Annotated in this window: 24 protein-coding genes and 1 pseudogene; 11 read left to right on the top strand and 14 right to left on the bottom strand. The window is 72.9% G+C overall.

Annotated elements, in window-relative coordinates:
* Positions 1-77: 77 nt before the first annotated feature.
* Positions 78-1,697 (bottom strand): DUF4038 domain-containing protein, encoded by a 1,620-nt coding sequence (locus tag ACFY3I_RS26715; protein ID WP_390863312.1) that lies wholly within the window; start codon positions 1,695-1,697, stop codon positions 78-80.
* An 844-nt stretch (positions 1,698-2,541) separates the two neighbouring features.
* Between ACFY3I_RS26715 and ACFY3I_RS26710 the strand changes: the two genes are divergently transcribed.
* Positions 2,542-2,667 carry a hypothetical protein gene (locus ACFY3I_RS26710; RefSeq protein ID WP_390863310.1) on the top strand — a complete coding sequence of 42 codons (126 nt, stop codon included), beginning with the start codon at positions 2,542-2,544 and terminating at the stop codon, positions 2,665-2,667.
* 67 nt (positions 2,668-2,734) lie between these two features.
* Here ACFY3I_RS26710 and ACFY3I_RS26705 read toward each other — a convergent pair whose 3' ends face one another.
* The 7 genes and pseudogenes from ACFY3I_RS26705 to xylB form a co-directional block, all read right to left on the bottom strand.
* Entirely contained in the window at positions 2,735-2,983 is a 249-nt protein-coding gene (locus tag ACFY3I_RS26705) for a hypothetical protein (protein ID WP_390863338.1), read from the bottom strand.
* 15 nt (positions 2,984-2,998) lie between these two features.
* Positions 2,999-3,172, bottom strand: a pseudogene (locus ACFY3I_RS26700) (helicase associated domain-containing protein); the annotation flags it as partial.
* A 523-nt stretch (positions 3,173-3,695) separates the two neighbouring features.
* Positions 3,696-5,219 carry an aldehyde dehydrogenase family protein gene (locus ACFY3I_RS26695; RefSeq protein WP_390863308.1) on the bottom strand — a complete coding sequence of 508 codons (1,524 nt, stop codon included), beginning with the start codon at positions 5,217-5,219 and terminating at the stop codon, positions 3,696-3,698.
* A gap of 95 nt (positions 5,220-5,314) precedes the next feature.
* Complete coding sequence (locus tag ACFY3I_RS26690; protein ID WP_390863306.1) at positions 5,315-6,607, bottom strand: GAF domain-containing protein; 1,293 nt, start codon at positions 6,605-6,607, stop codon at positions 5,315-5,317.
* A gap of 60 nt (positions 6,608-6,667) precedes the next feature.
* Positions 6,668-7,273, bottom strand: a complete 606-nt coding sequence (locus tag ACFY3I_RS26685; protein WP_390863304.1) for an N-acetylmuramoyl-L-alanine amidase — start codon at positions 7,271-7,273, stop codon at positions 6,668-6,670.
* 527 nt (positions 7,274-7,800) lie between these two features.
* Positions 7,801-9,009 (bottom strand): ROK family protein, encoded by a 1,209-nt coding sequence (locus ACFY3I_RS26680; RefSeq protein ID WP_390863302.1) that lies wholly within the window; start codon positions 9,007-9,009, stop codon positions 7,801-7,803.
* A gap of 54 nt (positions 9,010-9,063) precedes the next feature.
* Positions 9,064-10,509: a xylulokinase gene (xylB, locus tag ACFY3I_RS26675; RefSeq protein WP_390863301.1), complete on the bottom strand. Its 1,446-nt coding sequence runs from the start codon at positions 10,507-10,509 to the stop codon at positions 9,064-9,066.
* 231 nt (positions 10,510-10,740) lie between these two features.
* Between xylB and xylA the strand changes: the two genes are divergently transcribed.
* Positions 10,741-11,907, top strand: coding sequence for a xylose isomerase (gene xylA, locus ACFY3I_RS26670; protein ID WP_390863299.1), 1,167 nt, complete (start codon positions 10,741-10,743; stop codon positions 11,905-11,907).
* A gap of 462 nt (positions 11,908-12,369) precedes the next feature.
* The gene (locus ACFY3I_RS26665; RefSeq protein ID WP_390863297.1) at positions 12,370-12,669 is read left to right on the top strand and encodes a hypothetical protein; all 300 of its coding nucleotides are present in this window, start codon (positions 12,370-12,372) and stop codon (positions 12,667-12,669) included.
* A gap of 70 nt (positions 12,670-12,739) precedes the next feature.
* Here ACFY3I_RS26665 and ACFY3I_RS26660 read toward each other — a convergent pair whose 3' ends face one another.
* Positions 12,740-14,029 (bottom strand): lipase, encoded by a 1,290-nt coding sequence (locus ACFY3I_RS26660; protein ID WP_390863295.1) that lies wholly within the window; start codon positions 14,027-14,029, stop codon positions 12,740-12,742.
* A gap of 296 nt (positions 14,030-14,325) precedes the next feature.
* Here ACFY3I_RS26660 and ACFY3I_RS26655 point away from each other — a divergent pair, with 296 nt between their 5' ends.
* The gene (locus ACFY3I_RS26655; RefSeq protein ID WP_365291209.1) at positions 14,326-14,508 is read left to right on the top strand and encodes a hypothetical protein; all 183 of its coding nucleotides are present in this window, start codon (positions 14,326-14,328) and stop codon (positions 14,506-14,508) included.
* Positions 14,509-14,560: 52 nt separating this feature from the next.
* On the opposite strand, the gene ACFY3I_RS26650 is transcribed toward ACFY3I_RS26655, so the two are convergent.
* From ACFY3I_RS26650 to ACFY3I_RS26640, 3 genes are all read right to left on the bottom strand, one after another.
* Positions 14,561-15,400, bottom strand: a complete 840-nt coding sequence (locus ACFY3I_RS26650) for a hypothetical protein (RefSeq protein WP_390863293.1) — start codon at positions 15,398-15,400, stop codon at positions 14,561-14,563.
* Positions 15,401-15,535: 135 nt separating this feature from the next.
* Positions 15,536-15,799 carry a hypothetical protein gene (locus ACFY3I_RS26645; protein WP_390863337.1) on the bottom strand — a complete coding sequence of 88 codons (264 nt, stop codon included), beginning with the start codon at positions 15,797-15,799 and terminating at the stop codon, positions 15,536-15,538.
* 232 nt (positions 15,800-16,031) lie between these two features.
* Positions 16,032-16,640 carry a class I SAM-dependent methyltransferase gene (locus tag ACFY3I_RS26640; RefSeq protein ID WP_390863291.1) on the bottom strand — a complete coding sequence of 203 codons (609 nt, stop codon included), beginning with the start codon at positions 16,638-16,640 and terminating at the stop codon, positions 16,032-16,034.
* 142 nt (positions 16,641-16,782) lie between these two features.
* Here ACFY3I_RS26640 and ACFY3I_RS26635 point away from each other — a divergent pair, with 142 nt between their 5' ends.
* The 5 genes from ACFY3I_RS26635 (at position 16,783) to ACFY3I_RS26615 (ending at position 21,908) form a co-directional block, all read left to right on the top strand.
* Positions 16,783-17,556, top strand: coding sequence for an MHYT domain-containing protein (locus ACFY3I_RS26635; protein ID WP_365291203.1), 774 nt, complete (start codon positions 16,783-16,785; stop codon positions 17,554-17,556).
* A gap of 90 nt (positions 17,557-17,646) precedes the next feature.
* Positions 17,647-20,187: a nitrate- and nitrite sensing domain-containing protein gene (locus ACFY3I_RS26630; RefSeq protein ID WP_390863289.1), complete on the top strand. Its 2,541-nt coding sequence runs from the start codon at positions 17,647-17,649 to the stop codon at positions 20,185-20,187.
* On the top strand, positions 20,184-20,621 hold the full coding sequence (locus ACFY3I_RS26625; RefSeq protein WP_390863288.1) for a roadblock/LC7 domain-containing protein: 438 nt from the start codon (positions 20,184-20,186) through the stop codon (positions 20,619-20,621). Before ACFY3I_RS26630 ends, ACFY3I_RS26625 begins: the two co-directional genes overlap by 4 nt.
* Positions 20,622-20,637: 16 nt before the next feature.
* The gene (locus ACFY3I_RS26620; RefSeq protein WP_390863286.1) at positions 20,638-21,051 is read left to right on the top strand and encodes a DUF742 domain-containing protein; all 414 of its coding nucleotides are present in this window, start codon (positions 20,638-20,640) and stop codon (positions 21,049-21,051) included.
* A gap of 251 nt (positions 21,052-21,302) precedes the next feature.
* Positions 21,303-21,908: an ATP/GTP-binding protein gene (locus tag ACFY3I_RS26615; RefSeq protein ID WP_390863284.1), complete on the top strand. Its 606-nt coding sequence runs from the start codon at positions 21,303-21,305 to the stop codon at positions 21,906-21,908.
* Positions 21,909-21,911: 3 nt separating this feature from the next.
* On the opposite strand, the gene ACFY3I_RS26610 is transcribed toward ACFY3I_RS26615, so the two are convergent.
* Positions 21,912-22,340: a PPOX class F420-dependent oxidoreductase gene (locus ACFY3I_RS26610; protein WP_365291193.1), complete on the bottom strand. Its 429-nt coding sequence runs from the start codon at positions 22,338-22,340 to the stop codon at positions 21,912-21,914.
* Positions 22,341-22,436: 96 nt separating this feature from the next.
* Here ACFY3I_RS26610 and ACFY3I_RS26605 point away from each other — a divergent pair, with 96 nt between their 5' ends.
* Together ACFY3I_RS26605 and ACFY3I_RS26600 are read left to right on the top strand one after the other, a co-directional pair.
* Positions 22,437-22,850, top strand: coding sequence for a roadblock/LC7 domain-containing protein (locus ACFY3I_RS26605; RefSeq protein ID WP_390863282.1), 414 nt, complete (start codon positions 22,437-22,439; stop codon positions 22,848-22,850).
* 125 nt (positions 22,851-22,975) lie between these two features.
* Positions 22,976-23,839, top strand: a complete 864-nt coding sequence (locus ACFY3I_RS26600) for a DUF6397 family protein (protein ID WP_390863281.1) — start codon at positions 22,976-22,978, stop codon at positions 23,837-23,839.
* Here the strand turns inward: ACFY3I_RS26600 and ACFY3I_RS26595 are convergent.
* A complete protein-coding gene (locus ACFY3I_RS26595) occupies positions 23,826-24,692 on the bottom strand; it encodes an acyl-CoA thioesterase (protein WP_390863279.1) in 867 nt (288 codons plus the stop codon). The genes ACFY3I_RS26600 and ACFY3I_RS26595 overlap by 14 nt on opposite strands.
* Between the last annotated feature and the right edge of the window lie 46 nt (positions 24,693-24,738).

Raw genomic sequence — 24,738 nt, 5'->3', positions numbered from 1 at the left:
TGGGGCCGCCGCGACGACGGCCGCCCCGGCAGCCGGGTGACCGGAGGAGCGAGCCGGCCTGTGTCGGCTCGCTCCCGTCAGGAACGGGTGATCAGGAGCACCTGGTCCCGGCCATCGTCGGGAGCGTCGCCCGCCGCGGTGAAAACCCGGCTCGCGCTCTGCTTCCGAGGCCCCGACAGCACGCCCGTCCGAGGGTCGTAGACGCGGACCACGGCGTCGGAGGCGGGCAGCCCGACCTCCGGCGTCAGCTCCACCGAACCGCCCACCGGCAGGTAGACCACCACCGTGCCGTCGTCGGCGTCGTGCAGGACCAGAGGTATCCGGCCGGGCGCCGTCGGCTGCCCGGCCACCAGATGCGGCGCGGGACGCAGCCGGTGGAAGGCCACATGCTCACGGAAGAAGCGGGCCAGGTACATCAGGGCGGCCACGCCCTCCTGGTCGTGCGTCAGGTCGAGGAACGGGCCCCAGGTGTTGTCGAAGCCGTGCACCACGCCGAGACCGGACATCGCCCCGCGCCAGGCGCCCCGGCGGGTGTGCTCGGGATCGCAGTGCTCGTGCAGCGGCAGGCGCAGCGGCAGCGCCGGATTGCGTTCGTAGCCGTACTCGGACAACAGCGCCGCACCGTGCCAGCCGGCGAGCAGCTCACCGGTCCGGGTCTCCAACCCGGTCGCCAGAAAACCCTCGGCGGCGTCGTGACTGCCCCAGGACTGAACCATGACGGCGTCCACGGCGTCCGGGTCGACGGCGAAGCGCTCGGCGAACGGCGGGCCGGGCGGACCGTTGTGGACGGCCACCGTCTTCCCGTGCGGTGCCAGCTCCTTCACCCGGCGTGCCATACGCAGCGCCCAGAGGTCGGCGACGCGGCTGTGGCTCGGGACGCCGTCGGGGTAGTACTCGTACTCGTTCATCACCGTCCAGATCCAGACGCCGGGGAAGGCGTCGTAGCGAGCCACGAGATGGCGCAGCCACAGGTCCTCCCATTCGGCGGTGAACATCCCGCGGGCGTTGAACGGGAACTCCATCCCCCAGCCCTCGACGATCACTTCCAGCCCGATCCCGATGCGGGAGGCCTCGGTGACGATCCGGTCGACCGTCTCGAACCACGCCGGATCGAACCGGTCGAACATCGGACACTGCGGGCTGCCGCCCCACGGCCAGCACGAACGGGTCTGCCAGTCGCTGAACCCCTCCGGCGGATGAAACGGGCTGACGTGCGCACGGACACGCACCAGATCGAATCCCTGGGCCCGGCGGCGCTCGAGGTAGGGCACCACGTCCGCCCCGCAGTGCGCCATACCGAAGAGGTGGTAGGCCGTGTCACCGAGGACGAACATCGGGCTGCCCCCGCCGTCCACGAACCCCCATCCGGTGCCAGGTTCGGCCCGCAGCGTGCGGTGTACCCAGCCGTCCTCGACGGCCTCGAACCGGCCCTCGGTGTTCAGTCCCTCGTCGTACGGCCGGGAGGTCGTCCGGACCTGCCAGGTGCCCGCCTCGCCGGGGCTGAACCGGACACGGAAGCGCCGGCCGTCGAAGAACCCCTCGATCTCCTTCTCAGCGCCCGACGGCCCACGGAAGCGGGCCGTCACCACCACCCCGGTGTACGGATCGGCGTGGGAACGGCGGGCGTCGAGCAGCCACTCGCCCACCGAGCCGAGCGGCACCGTCCGCGGGGCCCGCTCCGTGTCGATCCCGGTCATGATCCGTCCTCCCTCCCGGCGTGCGCCGGACCCGGCCATCGTCGGCCGGAGCAAGCTGACGCGACCATGGCGGACGCGCACCGGCCCATGGACGATCGGGCCGCGGCGGCACCCCGTCAGGCAAGGCCGGGGCCCTGCCGACGTTCCTGGAGCGGCTCGCATGACACCGATTGACCGGAGCGTGGACGATCGTGCCGGTCCGCCGGCACCTCCGCATCACGCGGGACGACGGAGGCAGTACTCGGCCGGAACCGATGAGCCGGACGCTGGCGGCGAACCCGCCGGCCCGACCGCTCCACAAGCACCGGCCTCGACCCGCGCTCCCGCGCCCGGCACGCGCGAACGGCTGCCGCCAGACCTCATGCCCCGCTCCGACGGGCCGCCGGCGGAGCGGCGGAACGACACCGAACCTCAGGAGCTGCTGATGTCCGACCTGACCCGCCGTACCTTCCATTCACTCGCTCTGCTGCCCGTCGGAACGAAACTGCTCGGCACCCCGTCCGCCGCGGCGGCGGGGCACCCGGCCGCGGAGAACGGGGAGCCCACCAGGCATACCTTCCGCTCGGGCCTCCAGGACCTCCTCGACCTGCACGGAGTGCCCACGGACGCCTACCTTCATGCGCTCAACCTCTTCTGCGATCTCGGTGCCTTGGCACGCGTAAGCCATACCCGGCCCCACCGACACCGCGTACCTCGGCGGGTTCAGCGGCCCGCTCTACCTTGCCAAGGCGTTCCCCTGGTACCTCAGCAGGGCCTTCAGTGTCTTCGGGCTCACCGACCAGAAGACTGGATCATCGGTTGACCGCGTGGCGAGGACGCTGGCGCTGACGCGGAGGTCCATGAGATGCCCGCGCAGAAGGCCGCCGCCAGGGCGTCCGCGAAGAAGCCGGCTGCGAAGGCGGCCACGGCTGCGGAGAAGAAGGCCGCGGCGGAGAAGTCGGCCGCCCGCAGGCCCCGCCGCAGCGCATAGCCCGCCGGGCGTGCCGGCGCGCGTCCGTGCGCTGCGCGGGAGCGTGGCCTGCGGGGCGGCCTGTGGGTCAGCTGGCTTCCTTCACGGCGTGGAGGGAGCCGCTGAGGGTGCCCTCTTGCTGTTCGTAGTGGGAGAGTGCCAGTCCGAGGCCTATGAAGGTGGGTGCCCATTCACCGACGAAGATGCCCCAGCGGTCGGCTCGCTCGATCCCGGCCTGTTCGGCCTTCATGCTGGCGAACCAGGACGCGACGCTGAGGCCGATGGAGGCGACGCCCGCGAGGTAGGCGTGTTCGCTGCGGATGCCCATGTCATGCATCGTGCCGAGCACATCCAGCGCCGTACGCCGTTCCTCGTCCAGCTTCGCGGCCCGGCGGCGGGCGTCGTCGAGCCACTCCCCGAGTTTCGCGGCCGCCTGCTCGCCGTCGCCGTTCCCGGTGATCTCGACATGCTGCCGAGGGACCTGGAGGTTTCCCTCCCGCGCGTGGAACTGCCGGGCGGCGGCCACATCCACCGCGAATCCCGCGACCGGACCGCTCCCGCCACCGGCTCACCCTCTGCCGCGGGCTCGATCCCGACCGACTCCAGGAGCCACAGCTGTGCTGGCGTCAGAGTTCAGTTACTTGGCCGCGCTCCTGATCGCCCGCCTCGCGTGCGCCGGCGGTGCGGCGACGAGGGGGCGGTGCGAGTCCCGGTGCATGTTCATTGCGTGGCCGCGTCAGCTGGGCGCGTTCCATGAGTGATCGGGACTCTGTGCTGATTTCTCTAGGTGTCGGGGGTATATCTTCAGCTAAAGCTGACGTCCCGTCAGGAAAGTCGGCATTAGGTCAGCATTCGTACTCCCAAACCTGGCCGCACACGCTCGCATCCTGGAAACAGCAACCGCTGCTGATTCCGGATCAGGTGGGAGTCACTGGGATATCGGTGGGATGAATCGGGAGTAAGACGACGTTTTTCCTTGCTCCTTGAACAGTGATGAGGAAGGGCGCCTGACGGGAATTTTCCCAGCTCAGGCGCCCTTCCTCGTGCCTTTAGAAGAAGCCCAGCCGCTTCGGCGAGTACGACACGAGTAGATTCTTCGTCTGCTGGTAGTGCTCCAGCATCATCTTGTGCGTCTCGCGGCCGATCCCCGACTGCTTGTAGCCGCCGAACGCGGCGTGTGCCGGGTACGCGTGGTAGCAGTTCGTCCAGACCCGGCCCGCCTGGATCGAACGGCCCGCGCGGTAGGCGGTGTTGATGTCGCGGGTCCAGACACCCGCGCCGAGGCCGTACAGGGTGTCGTTGGCCATCTTGATCGCGTCGTCGAAGTCGTCGAAGGACGTCACCGAGACGACCGGGCCGAAGATCTCCTCCTGGAAGATCCGCATCCGGTTGTCACCCTCGAAGATGGTCGGCTGGACGTAGTAGCCGCCCTTCAACTCCCCGTCGTGCTCGACGCGTTCACCGCCCGTCAGGATCTTCGCGCCCTCCTGCCGGCCGATATCCAGGTAGGAGAGGATCTTCTCCAGCTGGTCGTTGGAGGCCTGCGCGCCGATCATCGTGTCGGTGTCGAGGGGGTGACCCGGCTTGATCTGCTGGGTCCGGGCGACCGCCGCCGCCATGAAGTCGGCGTAGTTGCCGCGCTGGACGAGGGCCCGGGAGGGGCAGGTGCAGACCTCGCCCTGGTTGAGCGCGAACATCGTGAAGCCTTCGAGGGCCTTGTCCCGGAAGTCGTCGTCGTGCGCCCAGACGTCGTCGAAGAAGAGGTTCGGGGACTTGCCGCCCAGTTCGAGCGTGACCGGTTTGATGTTCTCCGAGGCGTACTGCATGATCAGCCGCCCGGTCGTGGTCTCCCCGGTGAACGCCACCTTCGCCACCCGCGGGCTGGACGCCAGCGGCTTGCCCGCCTCCACGCCGAAGCCGTTGACGATGTTCACCACGCCGGGCGGCAGCAGGTCCGCGATCAGGCTCATCCAGTAGTGGATGGAGGCGGGGGTCTGCTCGGCCGGCTTGATCACGACGGCGTTGCCGGCGGCCAGCGCGGGCGCGAGTTTCCACGTCGCCATCAGGATCGGGAAGTTCCACGGGATGATCTGCGCCACCACCCCGAGCGGCTCGTGGAAGTGGTAGGCCACCGTGTCGTCGTCGATCTCGCCCAGCGAGCCCTCCTGCGCGCGGATCGCCCCCGCGAAGTAGCGGAAGTGGTCGATGGCGAGCGGGATGTCCGCGGCCAGCGTCTCGCGCACCGGCTTGCCGTTCTCCCAGCTCTCCGCGACCGCGAGCGGTTCGAGGTGGGCTTCCATCCGGTCGGCGATCTTCAGCAGGATGTCGGACCGCTCCGTCACCGACGTACGGCCCCAGCCCGGCGCGGCGGCGTGGGCCGCGTCCAGCGCGCGCTCCACGTCCTCGGCGGTGCCCCGTGCGACCTCGGTGAACGGCTGTCCGTTCACCGGCGACGGGTTCTCGAAGTACTGTCCCCGGGCCGGCGGCACGTACTCGCCGCCGATGAAGTGGTCGTAGCGCGCCTGGTAGGAGACGATCGCGCCCTCGGTGCCGGGCGCCGCGTAACGGGTCATGATGGCCTGCCTCCTCGCAGATGCGCTGCCCGCCGTCGGGCAGCTCCGGCGCGCAGGCTAGTCAGCGGGACGTTGCGGCCACGTTGCACCGCAGGTCAGGGCCGAGCGGTCAGCAGCTCCGACTCCAGCGCGGTCAACCGGCTGCGTACGACGGCGGTCGGCCGGACCGACGCGAGGGCCCGCCACACCTGGAGATCGTCCTCGCCCCACGGAGCGTGCGCCCAGTCCGCCAGCAGATCCGGGTCCCGGCGCGCGATGAGCGCGGCCCGCAGCCCGTCCGCCAGCCGCCGCCTGAGCAGGACGACCGCGGGCGCCTGCGAAGCGGGCAGCAGCGGACCCGGGTAGGCCGTCACCGCCGCCGTCACCGCCCCCGCCTCCAGCCGCCGCTCCACCGCACTCGCGTCCGACTCGACCGGAACGGTCAGCCGGTACGGCCGGGAGGCGAGCAGCCCCGGCCCCAGCAGCCTTCGCAGTCGGGCCAGTTCGGCCCGCAGCGTCACCGGTGTCACCGACTCGTCCTCGTACAGCGCACACAGCAACTCGTCGCCGGTCAGTCCCTCGGGATGGCGGGACAGCAGCACCAGCAGCTCGCTGTGGCGGCGGCCGAGCCTGATCCGGTGCCCGTCCAGCCGGAGTTCGGCCTCGTCCCGGCCGAGCGCCGTCAGCGCGAGCGACTCGCCCGTGGCCACCGGCGGCTCCAGCAGCGCCAGTTGGGACTCCGCGGCCCGCGCCACCGCCTGCACGAAACCCAGGCTGTGCGGATGCGCCAACCGGTCGCCGCCGGTGATGTCGACGGCGCCCAGCACCCGCCCGGTGCGTGGATCGTGCACCGGCGCCGCCGCGCACGTCCACGGCTGCACCCGGCGGATGAAGTGCTCCGCCGCGAACACCTGCACCGGCCGGTCCACGGCCACCGCCGTGCCCGGCGCGTTGGTGCCGACCGCGCTCTCCGACCAGCGCGCGCCCGGCACGAAGTTCATCCGGTCCGCCCGCCGCCGGGTCGCCGGATGCCCCTCCACCCACAGCAGCCTGCCGTCCGCGTCGCACACCGCCAGCAGATGCTCGCCGTCCGCCGCGAACGTGCCCATCAGCTCCCGGACCAGCGGCATCACCCTGGCCAGCGGGTGCTCCATCCGATAGGCGCCGAGGTCGCCGTCGGTCAGCTCCACCCGCGCAGTGCCGTCCGGCCCGACCCCGGCCCGTGCCGAACGCCGCCACGACTCGGCCACCACCGGCCGCACCGGGCGCGGCACGGTGCCCGCCGTGGTGAACGTCTCGTGCGCCCGGCGCAGCACCCGGACCCGCTCGGCAGGGTCGGTCCCCGGCTCCAGGGCCACCCACTGATCGGTCAACTCGGCCTCCCCGGACGGCGATGCGGCTGGGGACATCGTCACTCGGGGTGTTCGCTCCGACAACCGTTTCGACCGCGCCGTCTGGCCCGGCCGCTCTCACTCCGAGGACAGATTGACCAGTCTCAGGTACCGGACCCAGTCCCAGTGCGTCCCGGGATCGGTGTGGTCGGTCCCCGGCACCTCGGCATGGCCGATGATGTGCTCGCGGTCCTTCGGGACGCCGTACCGCTCGCAGATCGACGCCGTCAGCCGCGCCGACTCCGTGTACAGGGCGTCGGTGAAGTACTCCGGCTTCTCCACCCAGCCCTCGTGCTCGATACCGATACTGCGCGTGTTGTAGTCCCAGTTCCCGGCGTGCCAGGCGACGTCCGACTCCCGGACGCACTGGGCCACGTGGCCGTCGGCCGAACGCACCAGGTAGTGCGCGGACACCCGCTTCTCGGGGTTCTGGAAGATGGACAGCGTGCCCGCGTACGCGTGCTGTGTCACATGGATGATCACCCGGTCGATGTCGTACTCGTCGGGTCGCTGGGCCGCCGTGCGGTTCTCCCCGCTCGCCGGCTGCCACTCGGCCTTCGGGTAGTCCACGACCGCGGGGTGCGCGCCCGCGTGGCTCGCGGGGAGCAGCGCGTAGGGGAAGGCGGCCAGGGCGGCGCCCTTCAGGAGCAGTCGCCTGGCGGGAAGCGGTCGTGCCCGGTCCATGGATGAGGTGCCTTTCGCCAGCGTGCCCGAAACATGGGGGAGTCGTGGTCCACGGCGCGCGGTCGCCGCGGTCGCCGCGGTCGCGCGCGGTGGCGCGTGCAGTGCGCGGTAAGTCTCCCGCGCGGACGGCCGCTCCTCGCGGAGCCCGGCCGCACGCGTGTGGTTGGTGTCGCACACGGTGGCCAACGGCGATCGCGTCTCGCGGGTTGCGTACGGGCGGGTGTCCGGACCGGTGAATCCCGGCGGTGACGGCGCGTCAGGAAGCGGGTGCGCCCCCTCCGGTCGGCGGACCGGTTGGGCGGGGCGGGAGCGAGGGCGCGAAGTACGGCACGCCCGGCCGGTCCCGGACGGTCCCGGACGGTCCCGGCCGGTCCCGGACGGTCCCGGACGGCCGCCGACGGGCCAGAGCCCTCGACCTCGACGGGCCAGGGCCTTCGACCTCGACGGGCCAGGGCCTTCGACCCCGGCGGGCGAGCGTCTCCGACTCCGGCGGGCCAGGACCTCCGACCGGCTGGGGGACCGGGAACTCAGCTCCGTTCCGTGACCCTCGCCGGATCGTCCAGTACGGCGCGGACCACCGAGTGGGCGGCGCCCAGCAGGGGGCCCTCGGAGCCGAGCCGGGAGACCGTGACCGGGCACGCCGGGCCGGTCGTGCGGTCGGCCAGTTCGTTCCGCAGCGACGGGAGGAGCCAGGGGGCGAGACCGGCCAGGGCGCCGCCCAGCACCACCGCCTCGGGGTCGAGCAGGTTGACCGCGCCGGTCAGCGCGATACCGAGGGCCCTCCCGGCGTCCTCCAGGGCGCGGCGGGCGCCCTCGTGGTCCTCGCCCGCCCGTTGTGCCAGCACGCCCACCGCGTCCCCGCGCGGTTCGAGGCCGGCCGCGCGCAGCACGGCCTCCTCGCCGGCGTACTGCTCCAGGCAGCCCCGTCCGCCGCAGGCGCAGCGAGGCCCGTCGGGGTGGACCGGGACATGGCCCAGCTCGCCGGCGAACCCCCGCTTCCCGCGCAGCAGCCGGCCGTCCACGACGACCGCGGCGCCGATGCCGATCTCCGCGGAGACGTGCAGGAAGTCCGGCGGGGTGGCGTCGCCGAGCCACAGCTCCGCCAGGGCACCGAAGTTGGCCTCGTTGTCGACGGTCGGCGGGAGGTCCGCGGGCAGCAGGGCGCGGAGGTCCGTGCCGTGCCAGTCGAGGTTCGGGGCGTGGACGACCGTGTGCCCGTCGCGGGCCACCAGGCCGGGGACGGCGACCGCGAGGCCGGCCGGCCACAGGCCCTCGCGTTCCGCGTCCGCCACGACCTGCCGGACCAGCGCGGTCAGCTCCTGCACCACCGGCTTCGGCGCCCGGCCCCGGTTCGCGCCGTGCCGCACGGCACGCGCGCGTACCTCGCCGCGCAGGTCCACCGCGCACACGGAGAGATGGTCGACCCCGACCTCCGCCCCGATGCCGGCCGGCCCGCGCCCGCTCACCGCGAGCGCGGAGCCGGGCCGTCCGACGCGGTTGGGCCGCTCGGGCCCCAGCTCCTCCAGGAGTCCCCAGCGGACCAGCTCGTCCACCAGGGTCGACACCGCCGCCCTGGTCAGACCGATACGTGAGGCGATCGCGGCCCGCGACAGCGGACCCTCGTCACTGACCGCGTGCAGCACGCGCGCGAGGTTGCGCCGGCGCATGCCCTGCTGGGTGTCCGGCAGGGCGCGACGGGTCGTCGTCGGGCGGCCCTCGTGCAGCGGTGCGGTCATGCCTCGATCAATCCTCGGTCCTCTCGGCGGTCCTGCGACCCGTCTCCCGCGCGGTCACCGGTCCTGGGGCGCCCGCTCCAGCAGCGGGGCCGCGTCGGAGAGTACCCCGGAGATCCGCGCCAGCGTCGCCGAGTCGGGCTCCACCGCGTCCAGCACCGGACCGGCGGCGGTGTTCCAGCGCCGGGCCACCGCCCCGGGATCCTCGCCGGTCAGCAGTCCGGCCGCCTGCGCGGCGGCGCCGAGGGCGACCAGTTCCTTCGCCTCCGGCACCTGGACCGGGCGCCCCGACAGTCGTCGTACGGTCTCCTGCCAGGCCCGGCCCCGGGCGCCGCCGCCGATCAGCAGCAGGGGCGTGGTCCGGTCGGCGTCCGCGTCGAGCACCAGGTCCAGGGCGCCGAGCAGGGCGTGCACGGCACCGTCGTAGGCGGCCTGCAGAAGCTGCCCGGCGGTGGTGTCGTGGCGCAGGCCGTGCAGCAGCCCCGAGGCGTTCGGGAGGTTGGGGGTGCGTTCGCCGTCCAGGTACGGAAGCAGGGTGACCGAGGTGCCCGGCTCGACGGCCTCGCGGTCCAGGCCGAGCAGCGCCGCGACCCGGTCGACCGCGAGGGTGCAGTTCAGCGTGCAGGCGAGCGGGAGCCAGTCGCCGTGCGCGTCGGCGAAGCCCGCGACGGTGCCCGTCGGGTCGGCGGGGCGGTGCTTGGACACGGCGTACACCGTGCCCGAGGTGCCGAGGCTCAGCACCGGAGTCCCGGGGCGCAGACCGAGCCCCAGCGCCGCCGCCGCGTTGTCGCCCGTGCCCGGCGCGACCAGCGTGCCCTTGGAGAACGGCAGCTCGTGGCTGTCGCGCACGGTGCCGGCGATCTCGCCGGGGCGGACCACCCGGGGCAGGAACGCCGGGTCCAGGCCCACGTGGGCGAGGGTCTCCGCGTCGTACGCCTCGGTCGCCGACGCCCACCAGCCGGTGCCGGAGGCGTCACCGCGGTCGGTCGTGCCCACTCCGGTGAGGCGCTCGGTGAGGTAGTCGTGGGGGAGCCGGACGGCCCTGGTCGCGCGGACCGCCTCCGGCTCGTGCTCGGCCAGCCAGGCCCACTTGGTGACCGTGAAGGAAGCGCCCGGAACACTGCCGGTGCGTTCCGCCCAGGCCTTCGGACCGCCCAGCTCCTCGATCAGCCGCTGTGCCTGCGGCGCCGAACGGACGTCGTTCCACAGCATGGCGGGCCGCACCGGTTCGCCGCGCTCGTCGAGCGTGACCAGACCGTGCTGCTGACCGCCGATCGAGACGGCGGCCGCCTCGTGCGCCGCGTCCCCGCACTGGCGCAGCGCCTCGCACAGCGCGTCCCACCACTGACGCGGATCGCTCTCCCGGCCCGCGCCGGAGGACACGGTGTGCGGTGCCTGACCGCTCGCCACGACCCGGCCGGTGGACGCGTCGACCACCAGCGCCTTGGTGGACTGGGTGGACGTGTCCACGCCGACGACGAGCGGACCCTCGGCTGCTGACATCGGGCTCTCTCCCTTTTTCCGCGCCTCGCGGTTTCCCTGACCTGCAGTTTTCCTGGTTCACCGGGGTGTCGCGACCCGGATTTCATCCCTCGGGGACAGGGTGACCCTTCCCAGGGATGCGTTGGCATACTAATTTGTAAACGGCCATGACGAAATAGTCGGCCCGACAGTAGTGCCCGGCCGCCGTCGAGCACACTCATCAAGCACAGGCATCAAGCAAGGAGCCGCGGCATGAGCTACCAGCCCACCCCCGAGGACAGGTTCACCTTCGGCCTGTGGACCGTCGGCTGGCAGGGAAGGGACCCGTTCGGCGACGCCACCCGGGGCGCCCTCGACCCGGTCGAGACGGTGCAGCGCCTGTCCGAGCTGGGCGCCCACGGTGTGACGTTCCACGACGACGACCTGATCCCGTTCGGGTCCTCGGACACCGAGCGCGAATCGCACATCAAGCGCTTCCGCCAGGCCCTCGACGCGACCGGCATGAAGGTCCCGATGGCCACCACCAACCTCTTCACCCACCCGGTCTTCAAGGACGGCGCGTTCACCGCGAACGACCGTGACGTGCGCCGCTACGCGCTGCGCAAGACCATCCGCAACATCGACCTGGCCGCCGAGCTGGGCGCCGAGACGTACGTCGCCTGGGGCGGCCGCGAGGGCGCGGAGTCCGGCGCCGCCAAGGACGTGCGCGTCGCCCTCGACCGCATGAAGGAGGCCTTCGACCTCCTCGGCGAGTACGTCACCTCGCAGGGCTACGACCTGCGCTTCGCCATCGAGCCCAAGCCGAACGAGCCCCGCGGCGACATCCTCCTGCCCACCGTCGGCCACGCGCTCGCCTTCATCGAGCGCCTGGAGCGCCCCGAGCTGTACGGCGTCAACCCCGAGGTGGGCCACGAGCAGATGGCCGGCCTGAACTTCCCGCACGGCATCGCTCAGGCGCTGTGGGCGGGCAAGCTCTTCCACATCGACCTCAACGGTCAGTCCGGCATCAAGTACGACCAGGACCTGCGCTTCGGCGCCGGTGACCTGCGTGCGGCCTTCTGGCTGGTCGACCTGCTGGAGAGCGCCGGCTACGCGGGCCCGAAGCACTTCGACTTCAAGCCGCCGCGCAGCGAGGACCTCGACGGCGTGTGGGCCTCCGCGGCCGGCTGCATGCGCAACTACCTGATCCTCAAGGAGCGCGCGGCCGCCTTCCGCGCGGACCCCGAGGTGCAGGACGCCCTGCGCGCCTCCCGCCTGGACGAGCTGGCCCAGCCGACGGCCGCCGACGGCCTCCAGTCCCTCCTTGCCGACCGCGCGGCCTTCGAGGAGTTCGACGCGGAGTCGGCCGCCGCGCGCGGGATGGCCTTCGAGCAGCTCGACCAGCTCGCGATGGACCACCTGCTCGGCGCCCGGGGCTGACCACGTACGCGCGCGTGCGGGCTGCTCCCGGAGCGGACGCCCGCACGCGCGGGCCGGCTTCTGGAGCAAGCGCCCGCACGCGCGTCCCGTCGCCCTGCGGACCGGTCACCTGCGCGCAGATGACCGGTCCGCGCGGGAAATGCTTCGGAATCGTGCGATCCGCTGCATGAGTCCGTATCAACTCCCGCGCGGGCCTCGCGCGGTGACCGGTACGCGATGACTCTTGGCGGTATGGCCATGCCACCCGTACCGCCGCGCCCGCCCGGACCGCCGAACGGCACCCCGCCTACGGGCGGAGGCTACGACCCGCCTTCGGGCGGAGGTTATGACCCGCCTTCGGGCGGAGGCTACGACCCGTCTCCCCACGGAGGTTTCGGACCGCCCCCGGGAGGACGTCCCGAGGACCGGGACCCGTACACCACCGTCGGCTGGACGCCGGGGCCGCCGCCTCGGCGCAGGGGCTTGCTCTACGCCGTACTGGCCGTGCTGGTGGCCGCGGTGGCGGTCGCCGTCGTCGTCCTGATGACGTCCGGCGGGGGCTCGTCCGACGACAGGCCCACCAGTACGGGCGGTCCGACCGCATCCGGCTCCCCGCGCCCCTCCTTCAGCCTCCCGACGGAGCTGCCCAGCAGCCTGCCCTCGGGGTTCCCGAGCGGACTGCCCTCGGGGTTGCCGACCGAACTGCCCTCCGGTTGGCCGTCGGATCTCCCCGGCGGGCTGCCGAGCGGCCTGGACTCACTGCTGCACTCGCTGCCGGGGTGACCGGGGTGACCGGGGTGGCCACGGGACGCTCGCGCCGGGCCACGGCCCGGGTCCCGTGGCCCGGCCGGCCTCAGGCCGCGTTACGGCCCCCGCCGCCCTCCAGAGACCCGAACCACCGCACCACGGCGGCGGTCGCCGCCTGCTGGGAACCCAGGTGACGGGAGCCGCCGTAGTCCGGCCTGCCGAGGTCGACCGTGGGGACGTCGACACCGTGGGCGTGCAGGACGTCCCGGCAGTGCGCGGTGTTCTCGTTCACGGCCTGTTCGTCCTCCTGCGCGTAGTAGAGCCGGACCGGTGCCCTCGGTTTCCAGTCGGCGCAGACGCCGTCGGTGATCCGCAGGGCCGCGGCAAGCCCCCCGGCGGGGTGTGCCAGCAGTTCCCGGCCGCGCCGGGTGAGCAGCCCGTCGAGGGTGTCCGGGGTGCCGGCCACGACCTCCTGACCGGTGTGCGTGCCGTCGAGCAGCCCTTCGACGGTACGGTCGTACGGGGCCTTGAACACCTGGGCCGGCGTGTCGTAGACGTGGTGCAGGCGGTCGAAGGCGACCAGGGCCAGCGCCGCGTAGACCACGCTCGCCTTGGGCTGCGTGCGCCCGGCCAGCAGCGCGGGGAGCTCCGCGTCCCGGAACGCGTAGGCGCCGCTGACCGGTGCCACCGCGCGGATCCGGAACCAGCCGTCGGCCCCCTCCTGGAGCGCGCGGGCCAGCCCCAGCGCCGCCGAGGCACCCTGGGAGAACCCGGTGGCCAGTACGTCGCGCCCCAGTTCGCGTCCCCGCGCGGCCGCCGCGGTGCGTGACGCGCGCAGCATGTCCAGGGTCGCGGTCGTCTCCGAGGGCACGTCCATCCACGGGTGGGGGCCGGGACCCAGCCCCAGACCGAGGTAGTCCGGGAGCACCGCGGCGAACCCGGCCGACGCGTAGGCGAGGGCGGGCGCCTGGGCCCAGGTCTCCGCCGAGACGGAGGCGACGTCACCCTTGAAGAGTTCGGTGCCGTGGGTGAACGACACGGTGGACAGGCGTCGTTCGCCGTCGCGCGGCAGCGCCAGCAGCCCGCTCGCGAGCGTGGGCCGGCCACCGGGATCCACCGTGCGGTACACGATCCGGAAGGTGTCCAGACCATGGCGGACGGCGCCGGTGTCCCAGGCCCCCGCCTCGTCGCCGGCCAGTTCGGCGGCGACCTCCCGGGCGGTCAGCGTCCGCAGCCGCTCGACGGAGACGAGCGTGCCCCGCGACGCGGCCGCGCCGGCCGTCGTCGCCGCGGGCACGGCGCCCCGCGGCGCCCCGGGCACCTGTGCGAACACGGTCGTGGCCGTGCCCGCCGCCAGTGCCACCGTGACGGCCGAGACCGTCAGAATCCTGCTCATTCGCTTCATTCGCTTCATACCGTGACCGTACGAATCCCCGGCGCCACCGAACATCCGGCCAACCTGCCGGTGTGAGTGGGGTTTTCCGCAGGGGCGCCGACGCCGGGAGTGACTACGCTGCGGGAGGGGACCGCTTCACAAGCTGTTCGACTCGGCATGCGCGGGACGGTCCCGGCGACAGGGACCAGTAGGGGTCGCTCGTCAGGGATGTCTCAGGGTCGCGGTCCGGAACCGTGGGAGGCACGGGCCCGTTTTCAGATCAGAGAGCGGCAGTGGCCGCGAAGGAGGCGACGCTGATGTCGAAGAACGCGAAGATCGCCGCAGGAGGTGTGGCGGTCGGACTCATCCTGCTGATATGGCTGCCCTGGTGGGTGACGTTCCTGATCGTGGTCGGCGTCCCGGTGGCCGCCTACCTCACCCTCGACCCCTCGCAGCGGCGCAGGCTGCGCAGGGTCACCCGCAAGGAGGTCGGCCGCTGAGCCGCCCGTCCGAGGCCGCGGACTTCCCGGCGGGGGCCGGACCCGGCAGGGCTCACAGGGGCCGTACGGCCATCTTGTCGAGGGCCTCCAGGAGGCCGGGCAGCCCCGGTCCCCTGCCCACGGGCATGACCTCTCCGGGCTCCTCGTCGAGAAGTACGAAGGCGATGTCGTCGGTGCGGGCCACCATCGACCAGCCGGGCCCGTCGGCCCGCAGCGTACGGGCGTCGCCGGGGGCGAACGACGAGCGGACCCGGCCGAGCGGCGGCGGCGTGTCGACGTAGCCGCGCGCCTCGGCGATGACCCGCCGGACGCCGAGGTGGCCCTTCGGGGCCGCCTCACCGTCCCCAGGGGCGTTCCCGGGCGCCTGCGGTGCAAGGTCCGGCGGCTCCGGGAAGTAGTCGTCGCCGATCTGCTCCCGCCACACCGCCCACTGGAGGGCGATCTCGTCGGCACCCAGCCGCCGCTGCGCCGGACCCCAGCAGCTCGTGTCCGGTGGGGTCAGCGGGACGCGGTCCGCCATCTCCGGGCCGGGATCGTGCGGGGCGGGGACGTTCGGGGCCGACACGGCGACCGCGAGCGGCCAGCCGGGCAGGGCGGCGACCACCGTGCGCTCGTCCGGGGAGAGGTCGTGCTCCATGCCGCAGTCCCACGACGCGATCGCCACGGCGACCAGCGAGACGTCGTCCACGACGACCGTCCAGCGCGCCCCGCCGCCGTCCTGGCCGAGCACCAGGCCGTACCCGTCGGCGCGCGGTGCCAGCTCCAGCGCCGCGCAGGCCTCGGGGTAGTCGTCGCCCAGCACGCTCGGAAACTGCGCCGGCGTCAGCAGCACCGCAGTGAGCACGTACAGCGCCTCGTCGGCGGCGAGAGCCTCCTCGTCCGTCCCGGCCATGCCTGCCTCCCAGTCGTTCGTCCAACGGCGCGCACCCTAGTGCGAGCGGAAGGCCGTTGTCACGACCGGCCACCAGACCCGGAGCTGCGGCTTTCCACCGAGACGGGGACGAAACGACCTCGGTGGGGCGAAGCCTCAGGCGACCGGCAGTCCGAGGAGGTCGCGGGCCACCGTCCCCGGGGACTGCCCCCGTTCCCGTGCCAGGGTGAGGACCGCACGGCAGGCCAGTTCGCTCACCCCGAACGACATCGCCTCCGGCGACACCCAGCCCGCCGTCTCCTCCATCCGGTCCTGATCGTCCTCCGCGCGGGCCGCGACGTGGGCGGCCGCGGCCTCGAACAAGTTGTGCGCACGCCTGTCACGCCGCTCGGGCACCCCCGGGCCCGCTGTGCCAGGCAGTCTGCCCGTGTACGCGCGTATCCGTTCGAACACTCCGGTCACCTTCCCCTGCTCCTGTCGGCTGCCGTTCGCGAACACTCGCCTTCCTCCACCGAACCTAGAGTCGAACTCCCGGCGACAGAAGAGGGCGTCCGTCCCTCGCGAAGCACCGGCGCGCGTCCGGTGCCGGGGCCGGCGGCGGGCAGGGCCTCGCCTCCGGGCGCCCCGACCTCTTCGCCCCGGGCGCCGTCGGTCAGGCCTCGCGGACCGCGAGGGCGAGGAACCGTGCGTCCTCGTCCACGTACGAGGTCAGGTGCCAGCCCGAACGGGCGAGCAGTGGGCCGAGATTGCCTTCCGCGCGCAGGTCGTCGGAGGTGATCCGCCGTCCCTGGCGCGCCGCCAGAGCCGCGCGGCCGACGGGGTGGAACAGGGCGAGCGTGCCGCCGGGGCGGACCACACGCGCCAACTCCCGCAGATTCCGGGCGGGCTCGGGCAGATGGGCGATCAGACCCGCGGCGAACACCGCGTCCAGGGACTCCCCGCGCAGTGGCAGGGCGGCGACGTCCGCGAGCAGCAGGAGCCCGTCGCGTTGCCGTCCGGCGCGCACCGCGGCCTGGAGCATCGCCGGGGTCAGGTCCAGCCCGAGGACCGTGCCCGAGGGGCCCACGGCCGCGCGCAGCGGCGGCAGCGCGCGGCCCGTGCCGCAGCCCGCGTCGAGCACCCGGTCACCGGCGCGCAGCCCCGACTCGGCCACCGCCGCCGCGTAGGCGGGACCGTCGTCGGGGAACCTGCTGTCCCAGCCGGCCGCTCGCGCGGTGAAGAACTCCTGGACGTGCGTGTGGTCGTCGCTCATGTTCCGCATGTTCCCTCACCGTCACGGAGGACGAACCTGCGCGCACGTTCGAGCCGGACGCGATCGTTCCGGCACAGCTCCAGGTCACATTGCATCACCTTTCGAAATGCGCCCCCGTTTGCATTTCCACGCCCCCTAGCGTCCTTTGGCCATGGGACACCTGGACCACGCCACCTTCGGCTGGCTGACCCCCGTGCTGTCGTACGCCATGGCCTGCATCGGCGCCGCACTGGGACTGCGCTGCACCGTCCGCGCCCTCGGCAGCACCGGGCGCGCACGCCGCAACTGGCTGCTCACCGCGGCCTCCGCGCTCGGCACCGGCATCTGGACCATGCACTTCGTGGCCATGCTGGGCTTCGGGGTCAGCGGCACCGACATCCGCTACGACGTGCCACTGACCATCCTCAGCCTGCTGGTCGCCGTGATCGTGGTCACCGCCGGTGTCTTCGCCGTCGGCTACGGCCGCGACCGCAACCGGGCACTTCTGCTGGGCGGGCTCACCACCGGCCTGGGCGTCGCCAGCATGCACTACCTCGGCATGGCGGCCGTCCGGCTGCACGGGGACGTGCGCTACGACCCGATGCTCGTCGCACTCTCCGTGCTCATCGCGGTGGCCGCCGCGACCGCGGCCCTGTGGGCGGCGCTCAACATCAGGTCACCCGTCGCGGTCACCGCCGCGTCCCTGGTCATGGGGGCGGCCGTCAGCAGCATGCACTACACCGGGATGTTCGCGGTGAGCGTGCACGTCACCCCCTCCGGCTCCGCCCTGCCCGGCGCCACGGCGATGCAGTTCATCTTCCCGCTCGCCGTCGGCCTCGGGTCCTACCTGTTCCTCACCTCGGCCTTCGTCGCGCTGTCGCCCACCGCCGTCGAACGCGAGGCGTCCGCCTCGGCCCAGCGGCCCGTCACCAGTACCGCACGCTGACCGGCCGGACCCCGCGCCGTCCCGACCCGCCGCCGGGAGCGGAGCCGGCCCGGCCCCGCGGTCCCCGACCCACTCCCGAGCGAGGAGGCCATGCGTACTTCCCGTAGAACCCCAGCAGCAGGCCCGCAGACACCGGCCCCGCGGCCACCGCGCGGCCGCCGCGCGCACGCGGGAGCCCCCGCCGACGAGCCCGTGGACGTCGTCGGTGCCGCGGCCGGCGACCGGCGCGCCACGGGCCGGCGGCTCCGGCCCCGGACCGTGCGGGCCAAGGTCGTCTGCCTGCTCATGGTGCCGGTGGTGTCCCTGCTCGCGCTGTGGGCCTACGCCACGGTCACCACCGCACAGGACGTCTCCCGGCTGCGCCAGTCCCAGCGTGTGGACGCCGCGCTCCGGACCCCGGTCGCCGGCGCCGTCACCGCGCTCCAGGCCGAACGGACCGCGGCCGTCCGGTACACGGCCGACCCCACCGCCGAACGGGCCGGTGACCTCAGGAGGGCCGGTGCCCGCACCGACCGGGCCGTGGCCGGACTGCGGCTGGGCAAGGACAGCACCGTCGCCGACAGCGGGGAACTGCCCTCCGGTGTCGCCGAGCGCCTGCGGACCTTCGTCACCGGCGCCGGGCAACTGCGCACCCTGCGTTCGGCGGTGGGGGACCGGAGCGCCGGCCGGGACGAGGCCTACACGCGGTACACACAGACCATCGCCACGGCCTTCGCCGTGGACGGCGCGCTCACCGGCGTCCAGGCCGACGACATGGGCGCCGACGCGCGCGTGCTGCTCGAGTTCTCCCGTGCCGGCGAGGCACTGGCCCAGGAGGACGCCGTCCTGGCCGGCGCCCGGCGGAGCGGCGGCCTGGCCGGCGCGCGGCTGAGCCTGTTCACCGGCGCCGTGAACACCCGGCGGGTCCTGACCGACGCCGCCGTAGCCGATCTGCCCGCCGCGCAGCGCACCGCCTGGCATCGCCTCACGGCCGGCCGCGACTACGCCGCGCTGAGCGCCGCGGAGGACGGGATCCTGGGCGGCCGGCCCGGAGCCGGGGCGCTCGCCGCGGCCCCTGAAGGGACCTGGGACACCGCCCACGCGCGCGTGCAGGACGGGATGCGGTCCATCCAGACCGGCACGGCCCGGGCGGTCGCGGGCCGGGCCGATCCGTTCGCCCGCGGCCTGCTCACCCCGGCCGGGGCCGCCGTCCTCTTCGGTCTCCTCGCGGTGGCGGCCTCCCTCGTCATCTCGGTACGCATCGGGCGCGGCCTCGTGGTCGAGCTGGTGAGCCTGCGCAACCGCGCTCTGGAGATCGCCCGGCGCAAGCTCCCCGAGGCGATGGGCAGACTGCGGGCCGGTGAGGAGATCGACGTCCGCGCGGAGGCCCCCCTGGGACCGCCCGCGGAGGACGAGACCGGACAGGTCGCGGAGGCCCTCGGCACCGTCCACCGGGCCGCGCTGCGCGCCGCGGTCGAGCGCGCCGAACTCGCCTCCGGCATCTCGGGCGTCTTCGTCAACCTGGCCCGTCGCAGCCAGGTCCTGGTCCACCGTCAGCTGAGCCTGCTGGACAGCATGGAGCGCCGCTCCGACAACCCCGACGAACTGAGCGACCTGTTCCGCCTCGACCACCTGACCACCCGCATGCGCCGGCACGCGGAGAGCCTGATCATCCTGTCCGGCGCGGCTCCCGGCCGGGCCTGGCGCACTCCGGTCTCCCTCACCGACGTCGTACGGGCCGCGGTGTCGGAGGTCGAGGACTACGCGCGCGTGGAGATACGCAGGTTCCCCGAGGCGGCCGTCACCGGCACGGCCGTGGCCGACCTCACCCACCTGCTCGCCGAAGTCGTCGAGAACGCCGCCCAGTTCTCGCCGCCGCACACGCGCGTACGCGTCTGCGGGGAACCCGTCGGCAACGGCTACGTATTGGAGGTCGAGGACCGGGGCCTCGGCATGGGCGAGGAGACCCTCGCCGAGGCCAACCGGCGCATCGAGCAGTCCGAGGCCCTCGACCTGTTCGACAGCGACCGGCTCGGCCTCTTCGTCGTCAGCCGGCTCGCGGCCCGCCACGGCATCAGGGTGCACCTGCGCACCTCCCCCTACGGCGGCACCACCGCGGTGGTCCTGCTGCCCAAGGCCCTGCTGCACGGGAGTGCGGTGGAACGTTCCGCCGGTCCGGCGGCCGGCATCGGACGGGAACCGGACCGCGAGCACGCGCGCGTGCCCGGCACCGTCCTTCCGCAGGCCGCCGCACCCGTCGCCCCCGCCGTCCGGCCCGTCCTCGCCGCCACCCACGCGCCCCCCGCTGCCGCCGCCCACGCTCCCCGTCCCACCGCGCAACCGGCGCCCGAACCACCTCCCCCCGGAGTCACGACCTTGAGGCCACACCGCCCGCCGCACGACTCCGAATCCCGCGACGACGACCTCCCGCGCCGGGTGCGGCAGGCGCATCTCGCCCCCCAACTGCGCGATCCCCGCTCCGACGAACCCACGCCGGCCCGACGCGGCGAGGAGCGCACCCCCGAGCTCGTCCGCGACCGCATGACGGCCTACCGCGACGGCTGGGCGCGCGGCGGCGGCAGGCGGCCCGGCCGTACGACCACCCCGGAACCCGAAGTGGGCGCCGACAGCACCGAAGGAGACCACGCATGATCCAGGATCCCGGGATGAGGACCGACCACCGGTCCGGCGAACTCGACTGGTTGCTGGACGACCTGGTGCTGCGGGTCGAGGAAGTACGGCATGCGGTGGTGCTGTCCAACGACGGCCTCGCCGTCGGCGCCTCGACCGCGCTCGGACGCGAGGACGCCGAGCACCTCGCCGCCGTCGCATCCGGTTTCAACAGCCTCGCCAAGGGCACCGGACGGCACTTCGGGGCGGGCGGAGTGCGCCAGACCATGGTCGAGATGGACGACGCGTTCCTTTTCGTGGCCGCGGCGGGCGACGGTTCCTGCCTGGCCGTGCTCACCGCAGTCACCGCCGACATCGGCCTGGTCGCCTACGAGATGGCACGCCTGGTCAAACGCGTCGGCGAGCACCTGCACAGCGCGCCGCGGGTCGCCGCCAGGCCGCCCGCCGCCGGATGAACCGGAAGCGCCCCCGATGAATCAGTTCACGACCGGCGCCCCGCGCGAGCCGGGGAGCCAGTGGTACGACGGCGAGGCCGGGCCGCTCGTCCGGCCCTACGCCATGACCGGCGGCCGTACCAGATCCGGCCCCAGCGGGGTGCGGTTCGACCTGATCGCCCTGGTCACGCTCGACCCGGGAGCGCCCGGCGTCGACGACGACACCCCGCACGGCCCCGAACACCGGACGCTGATCGACCTGTGCCGGACGGAGACGCAGTCCGTCGCCGAACTCGCCGCCGGCGCCGACCTTCCCGTGGGCGTGGTCCGCGTGCTCCTCGGTGATCTCCTGGAACTGGGCTGCGTCACCGTGAGCCGTCCGGTGCCCCCGGCACAGCTCCCGGACGAACGCATTCTGCACGAGGTCATCGCGGGATTGCGGGCACTGTAGATGAGCATTCGGAACGAACCGGAGGCGCGCCGGTCAGAACAGACGTGTTCCGGTCCAACCGCCCAGGCGGCGTCGGCAGTTGTCATGATGCTGGCTTCACGTCCGGATCGGACCGACCGGAGCGGCCGGAGCGATGCCGCGTCCCGCGAGGCCCGAGCGGAGTCCCCGGCCTTCAGTCCTCGATCCCCAGTCCTCAGCCCCCAGTCCCCAGAGCAAGTCGTGCGCAGCCGGTCCTCACGAGAGAAGTGATCATGGTCTCCGAGCACTCCGAGCCCGTGACCGACGACACGTCGGCCATGGCGCTGAAGATTCTGGTCGCCGGCGGCTTCGGCGTCGGCAAGACGACCCTGGTCGGCGCCGTCAGCGAGATCCGGCCGCTGCGCACCGAGGAGTTGCTCAGTGAGGCGGGCCAGTCGGTCGACGACACCGACGGCGTCGACCAGAAGGTCACCACCACCGTCGCCATGGACTTCGGGCGCATCACCATCCGCTCCGGGCTCTCCCTCTACCTCTTCGGCACCCCGGGGCAGGACCGCTTCTGGTTCCTCTGGGACGAGTTGTCGCAGGGAGCCCTCGGGGCGGTCGTCCTCGCCGACACCCGTCGCCTGGAGGACTGCTTCCCGGCGGTCGACTACTTCGAGCACCGGCGCATCCCGTTCGTCGTCGCCGTCAACTGCTTCGTAGGCGCCCGGAGCTACGGGGCGCGTGACGTCTCCCGCGCCCTGGACCTCGACCAGGGCACACCCGTGGTGCTCTGCGACGCACGGGACCGGGACTCCGGTAAGGAGGTGCTGATCCGGCTCGTCGAATACGCCGGGCGGATGTACACCGCCCGGCTCCTCGACTCGGTGAGCTGAGCGTCAGCCGGTGAGGTCCTTGAGCGCGACCACCTTCTCCACGGCGACCCGGACCAGCAGTTCGCCCGGGACGCCGTTGCGGGCGCCGAACTCCTGCGCCCGGTCCTCTCCCACGTAACGGGCCGCGATCCGGGTGGCCCAGTCACGCAGCGCGGCCGGTTCCTCCGACAACCGGGCGGTCCCGCTCAGCACCACGAACTCGAAGGGGGGCCGGTCGTCGTCCACGCAGAGGGCGACCCGCCCGTCGCGGGCCAGGTTGCGCCCCTTAACGGTGTCCTTACCGGTGTTGAAGACCAGGTCGTCCCCGTCCAGCAGGAACCAGACGGGCGCCACGTGCGGGCTGCCGTCGGCCCTGACGGTGGAGAGCTTGCCGGTGCGGGTGCCCTGCGAGACGAACGCCCGCCATTCCTCATCGGTCATCTTGTGTGCCATGCCCCCATCCTCCTTGCCCGGACGCCGGTGGTGGGGAAGGCTGGCGGGAGAGATCCTCCCGCCAGGGGGAGACGGCACACGGGGAGACGCAACGACATGGCGCAGAACCAGGGACTCGGCTGGCTGCTCGACGACCTGACCGAGCGCGTGGAGCACGTACGGCACGCGCTGGTCCTGTCGAACGACGGGCTGGTCACCGGAGCGAGCACCGGCCTTCGCCGGGAGGACGCGGAGCATCTTGCCGCGGTCGCCTCCGGGCTGCACAGCCTCGCCAAGGGCTCCGGACGGCACTTCGGCGCGGGCCAGGTCCGCCAGACGATGATCGAGTACGACGACGCGGTCCTCTTCGTCACGGCCGCCGGAACCGGCAGCTGCCTGTGCGTGCTCAGCGGTGCGGAGGCCGACATCGGGCAGATCGCCTACGAGATGACCCTGCTCGTCAACCGGGTCGGCGAACACCTCGGCGTGGACCTCCGGCAACCGGAGCGTTCCTCCTCGATCGACCTCTGACCTGCTGTTTCTCCCCAGACGCGGAGTTGTCCACAGGCCTGCCCGCGGATTCTCCGGAGCGGTTACGGTTTTTTCACGGCGAGCGCATCCGGCGCGAGCCACCCGCTCCACGGGGGAGTACGACCATGACCGGCATCGCCATCGCCCGACCCCGCCCGCTCGGCTGCACCTTCGGCCGCGCCGCCCGTGAACTGGGCCTCAGGCGCTCGGAGCTCGAACTCGGGGTGCACCTCGGCCGGATCCGCACCGTGCCCGACGAGGGCGGCGGAGGAGGCCGCGTCTCCCACGCGGAGATCGAACGGCTCCGGGACCGGGTGGAATCCCTCCGCGAGAGCGTGCGGTCCGTCGGTACGACCGAGAGCGCGGCCCTGATGAACATCCCGGCCGCCCGGTTCACCCGCATCGCGAAACTCGGCCTGGTGACGCCCGTGCACTGGTACCCGAACCGCTACCGGGCGGTGGTCTGGCTCTATCTCGCCGACGAACTGCGACGGTTCGCGGCCGAGGAGGACAACGCCCGTCTCCTCACCGGCCGTACTCCCGGGGAGCTGCGGGACCGGCTGAGGGCCGGAGCGGACCGGCGGGCCCGCAACTGGCGCGGACGGCACTGCGGCTTCCTGCTGAGGGCGGCGACCGGACCGTGGGAGCGGGCCGGAGCGGTGGCGGCCTTCCTGGACCCCGGTGAGATCGACGGCGTGCTGACGGATCCCCACGAGCGCGCGCAGGTGAAGTCCCTGCGGCCGTCCCCGCCGGTCCACGGCGCGGCGGGCACGCCGACCGCGCTGCTCGCCGAGAAACTGATGACGGCGGACGAGCCGGACGAGATCGACTGGTTCCGCGACGACCTGGCACGGGCCGTGGCGGAGGCACGCGCGGTCCGGCCCGCGCCCCGCCCGGCCGGACGACCGCACCCGGTCGGAATCGAGCGCGGGCAGCCGCGCGGCCTGCGCGGCTGGCTGCGCCACCTGCACCGGACTACAGGGCTCTGAACAGCCCCTCCTGGACGACCGACACCAGCAGGCGCCCCTCCACGTCGTAGACCCGCCCGCGGGCCAGCCCCAGACCGCCCGTGGCGATGGGCGACTCCTGGTCGTACAGGAACCACTCGTCGGCGCGGAACGGCCGGTGGAACCACATGGCGTGGTCCAGCGAGGCCATGTCGAAGTTCCGCGGCCCCCACAGGGGTTCGACGGGGACCCGCACCGCGTCCAGCAGGGTCATGTCGCTGGCGTAGGTGAGCGCGCAGGTGTGCACCAGCGGATCGTCACCCAGCGGACCGACCGCGCGCATCCACACCGCGCTGCGCGGCTCGGAGCCCGATATCTCCTCGGTGTTCCAGCGCAGCCGGTCGACATAGCGGATGTCGAAGGGCTGGCGGCGCGCCATCCGCTCCAACTGCTCGGGCAGCTCGCCCAGATGCTTGCGGATCTCGTCGGCGAGCGTCGGCAGCGACTCCGGGTGCGGCATCTCGCGGGCCGGCGGCAGCTGGTGCTCGAAGGCTCCCACCTCAGGCTTGTGGAAGGAGGCGGTCAGATTGAAGATCGTGCGGCCCTGCTGCACCGCGGTGACCCGGCGGGTGGTGAAGGACCGGCCGTCCCTGATCCGCTCGACCTGGTACACGATCGGCACCCCGGGCCTGCCGGGGCGCAGGAAGTACGCGTGCAGCGAGTGCACGGGGCGGTCGCCCTCGGTGGTACGGCCGGCGGCGACCAGCGCCTGGCCCGCCACCTGGCCGCCGAAGACCCGCTGGATGGACTCCTGGGGACTGCGGCCGCGGAAGATGTTGACCTCGATCTGCTCCAGGTCGAGCAGGTCGACCAGTCTCTCGGCCGGGTTGGTCATGGACGGGGTTCTCCTGTGGTCGGAACGGGCCGGGTCGGGATGGGCC

It is taken from the genome of Streptomyces sp. NPDC001068 (assembly GCF_042897315.1).
In the GTDB taxonomy this organism is placed as follows: Bacteria; Actinomycetota; Actinomycetes; order Streptomycetales; family Streptomycetaceae; genus Streptomyces.
This window is presented reverse-complemented; position numbering and strand designations above follow the sequence as displayed.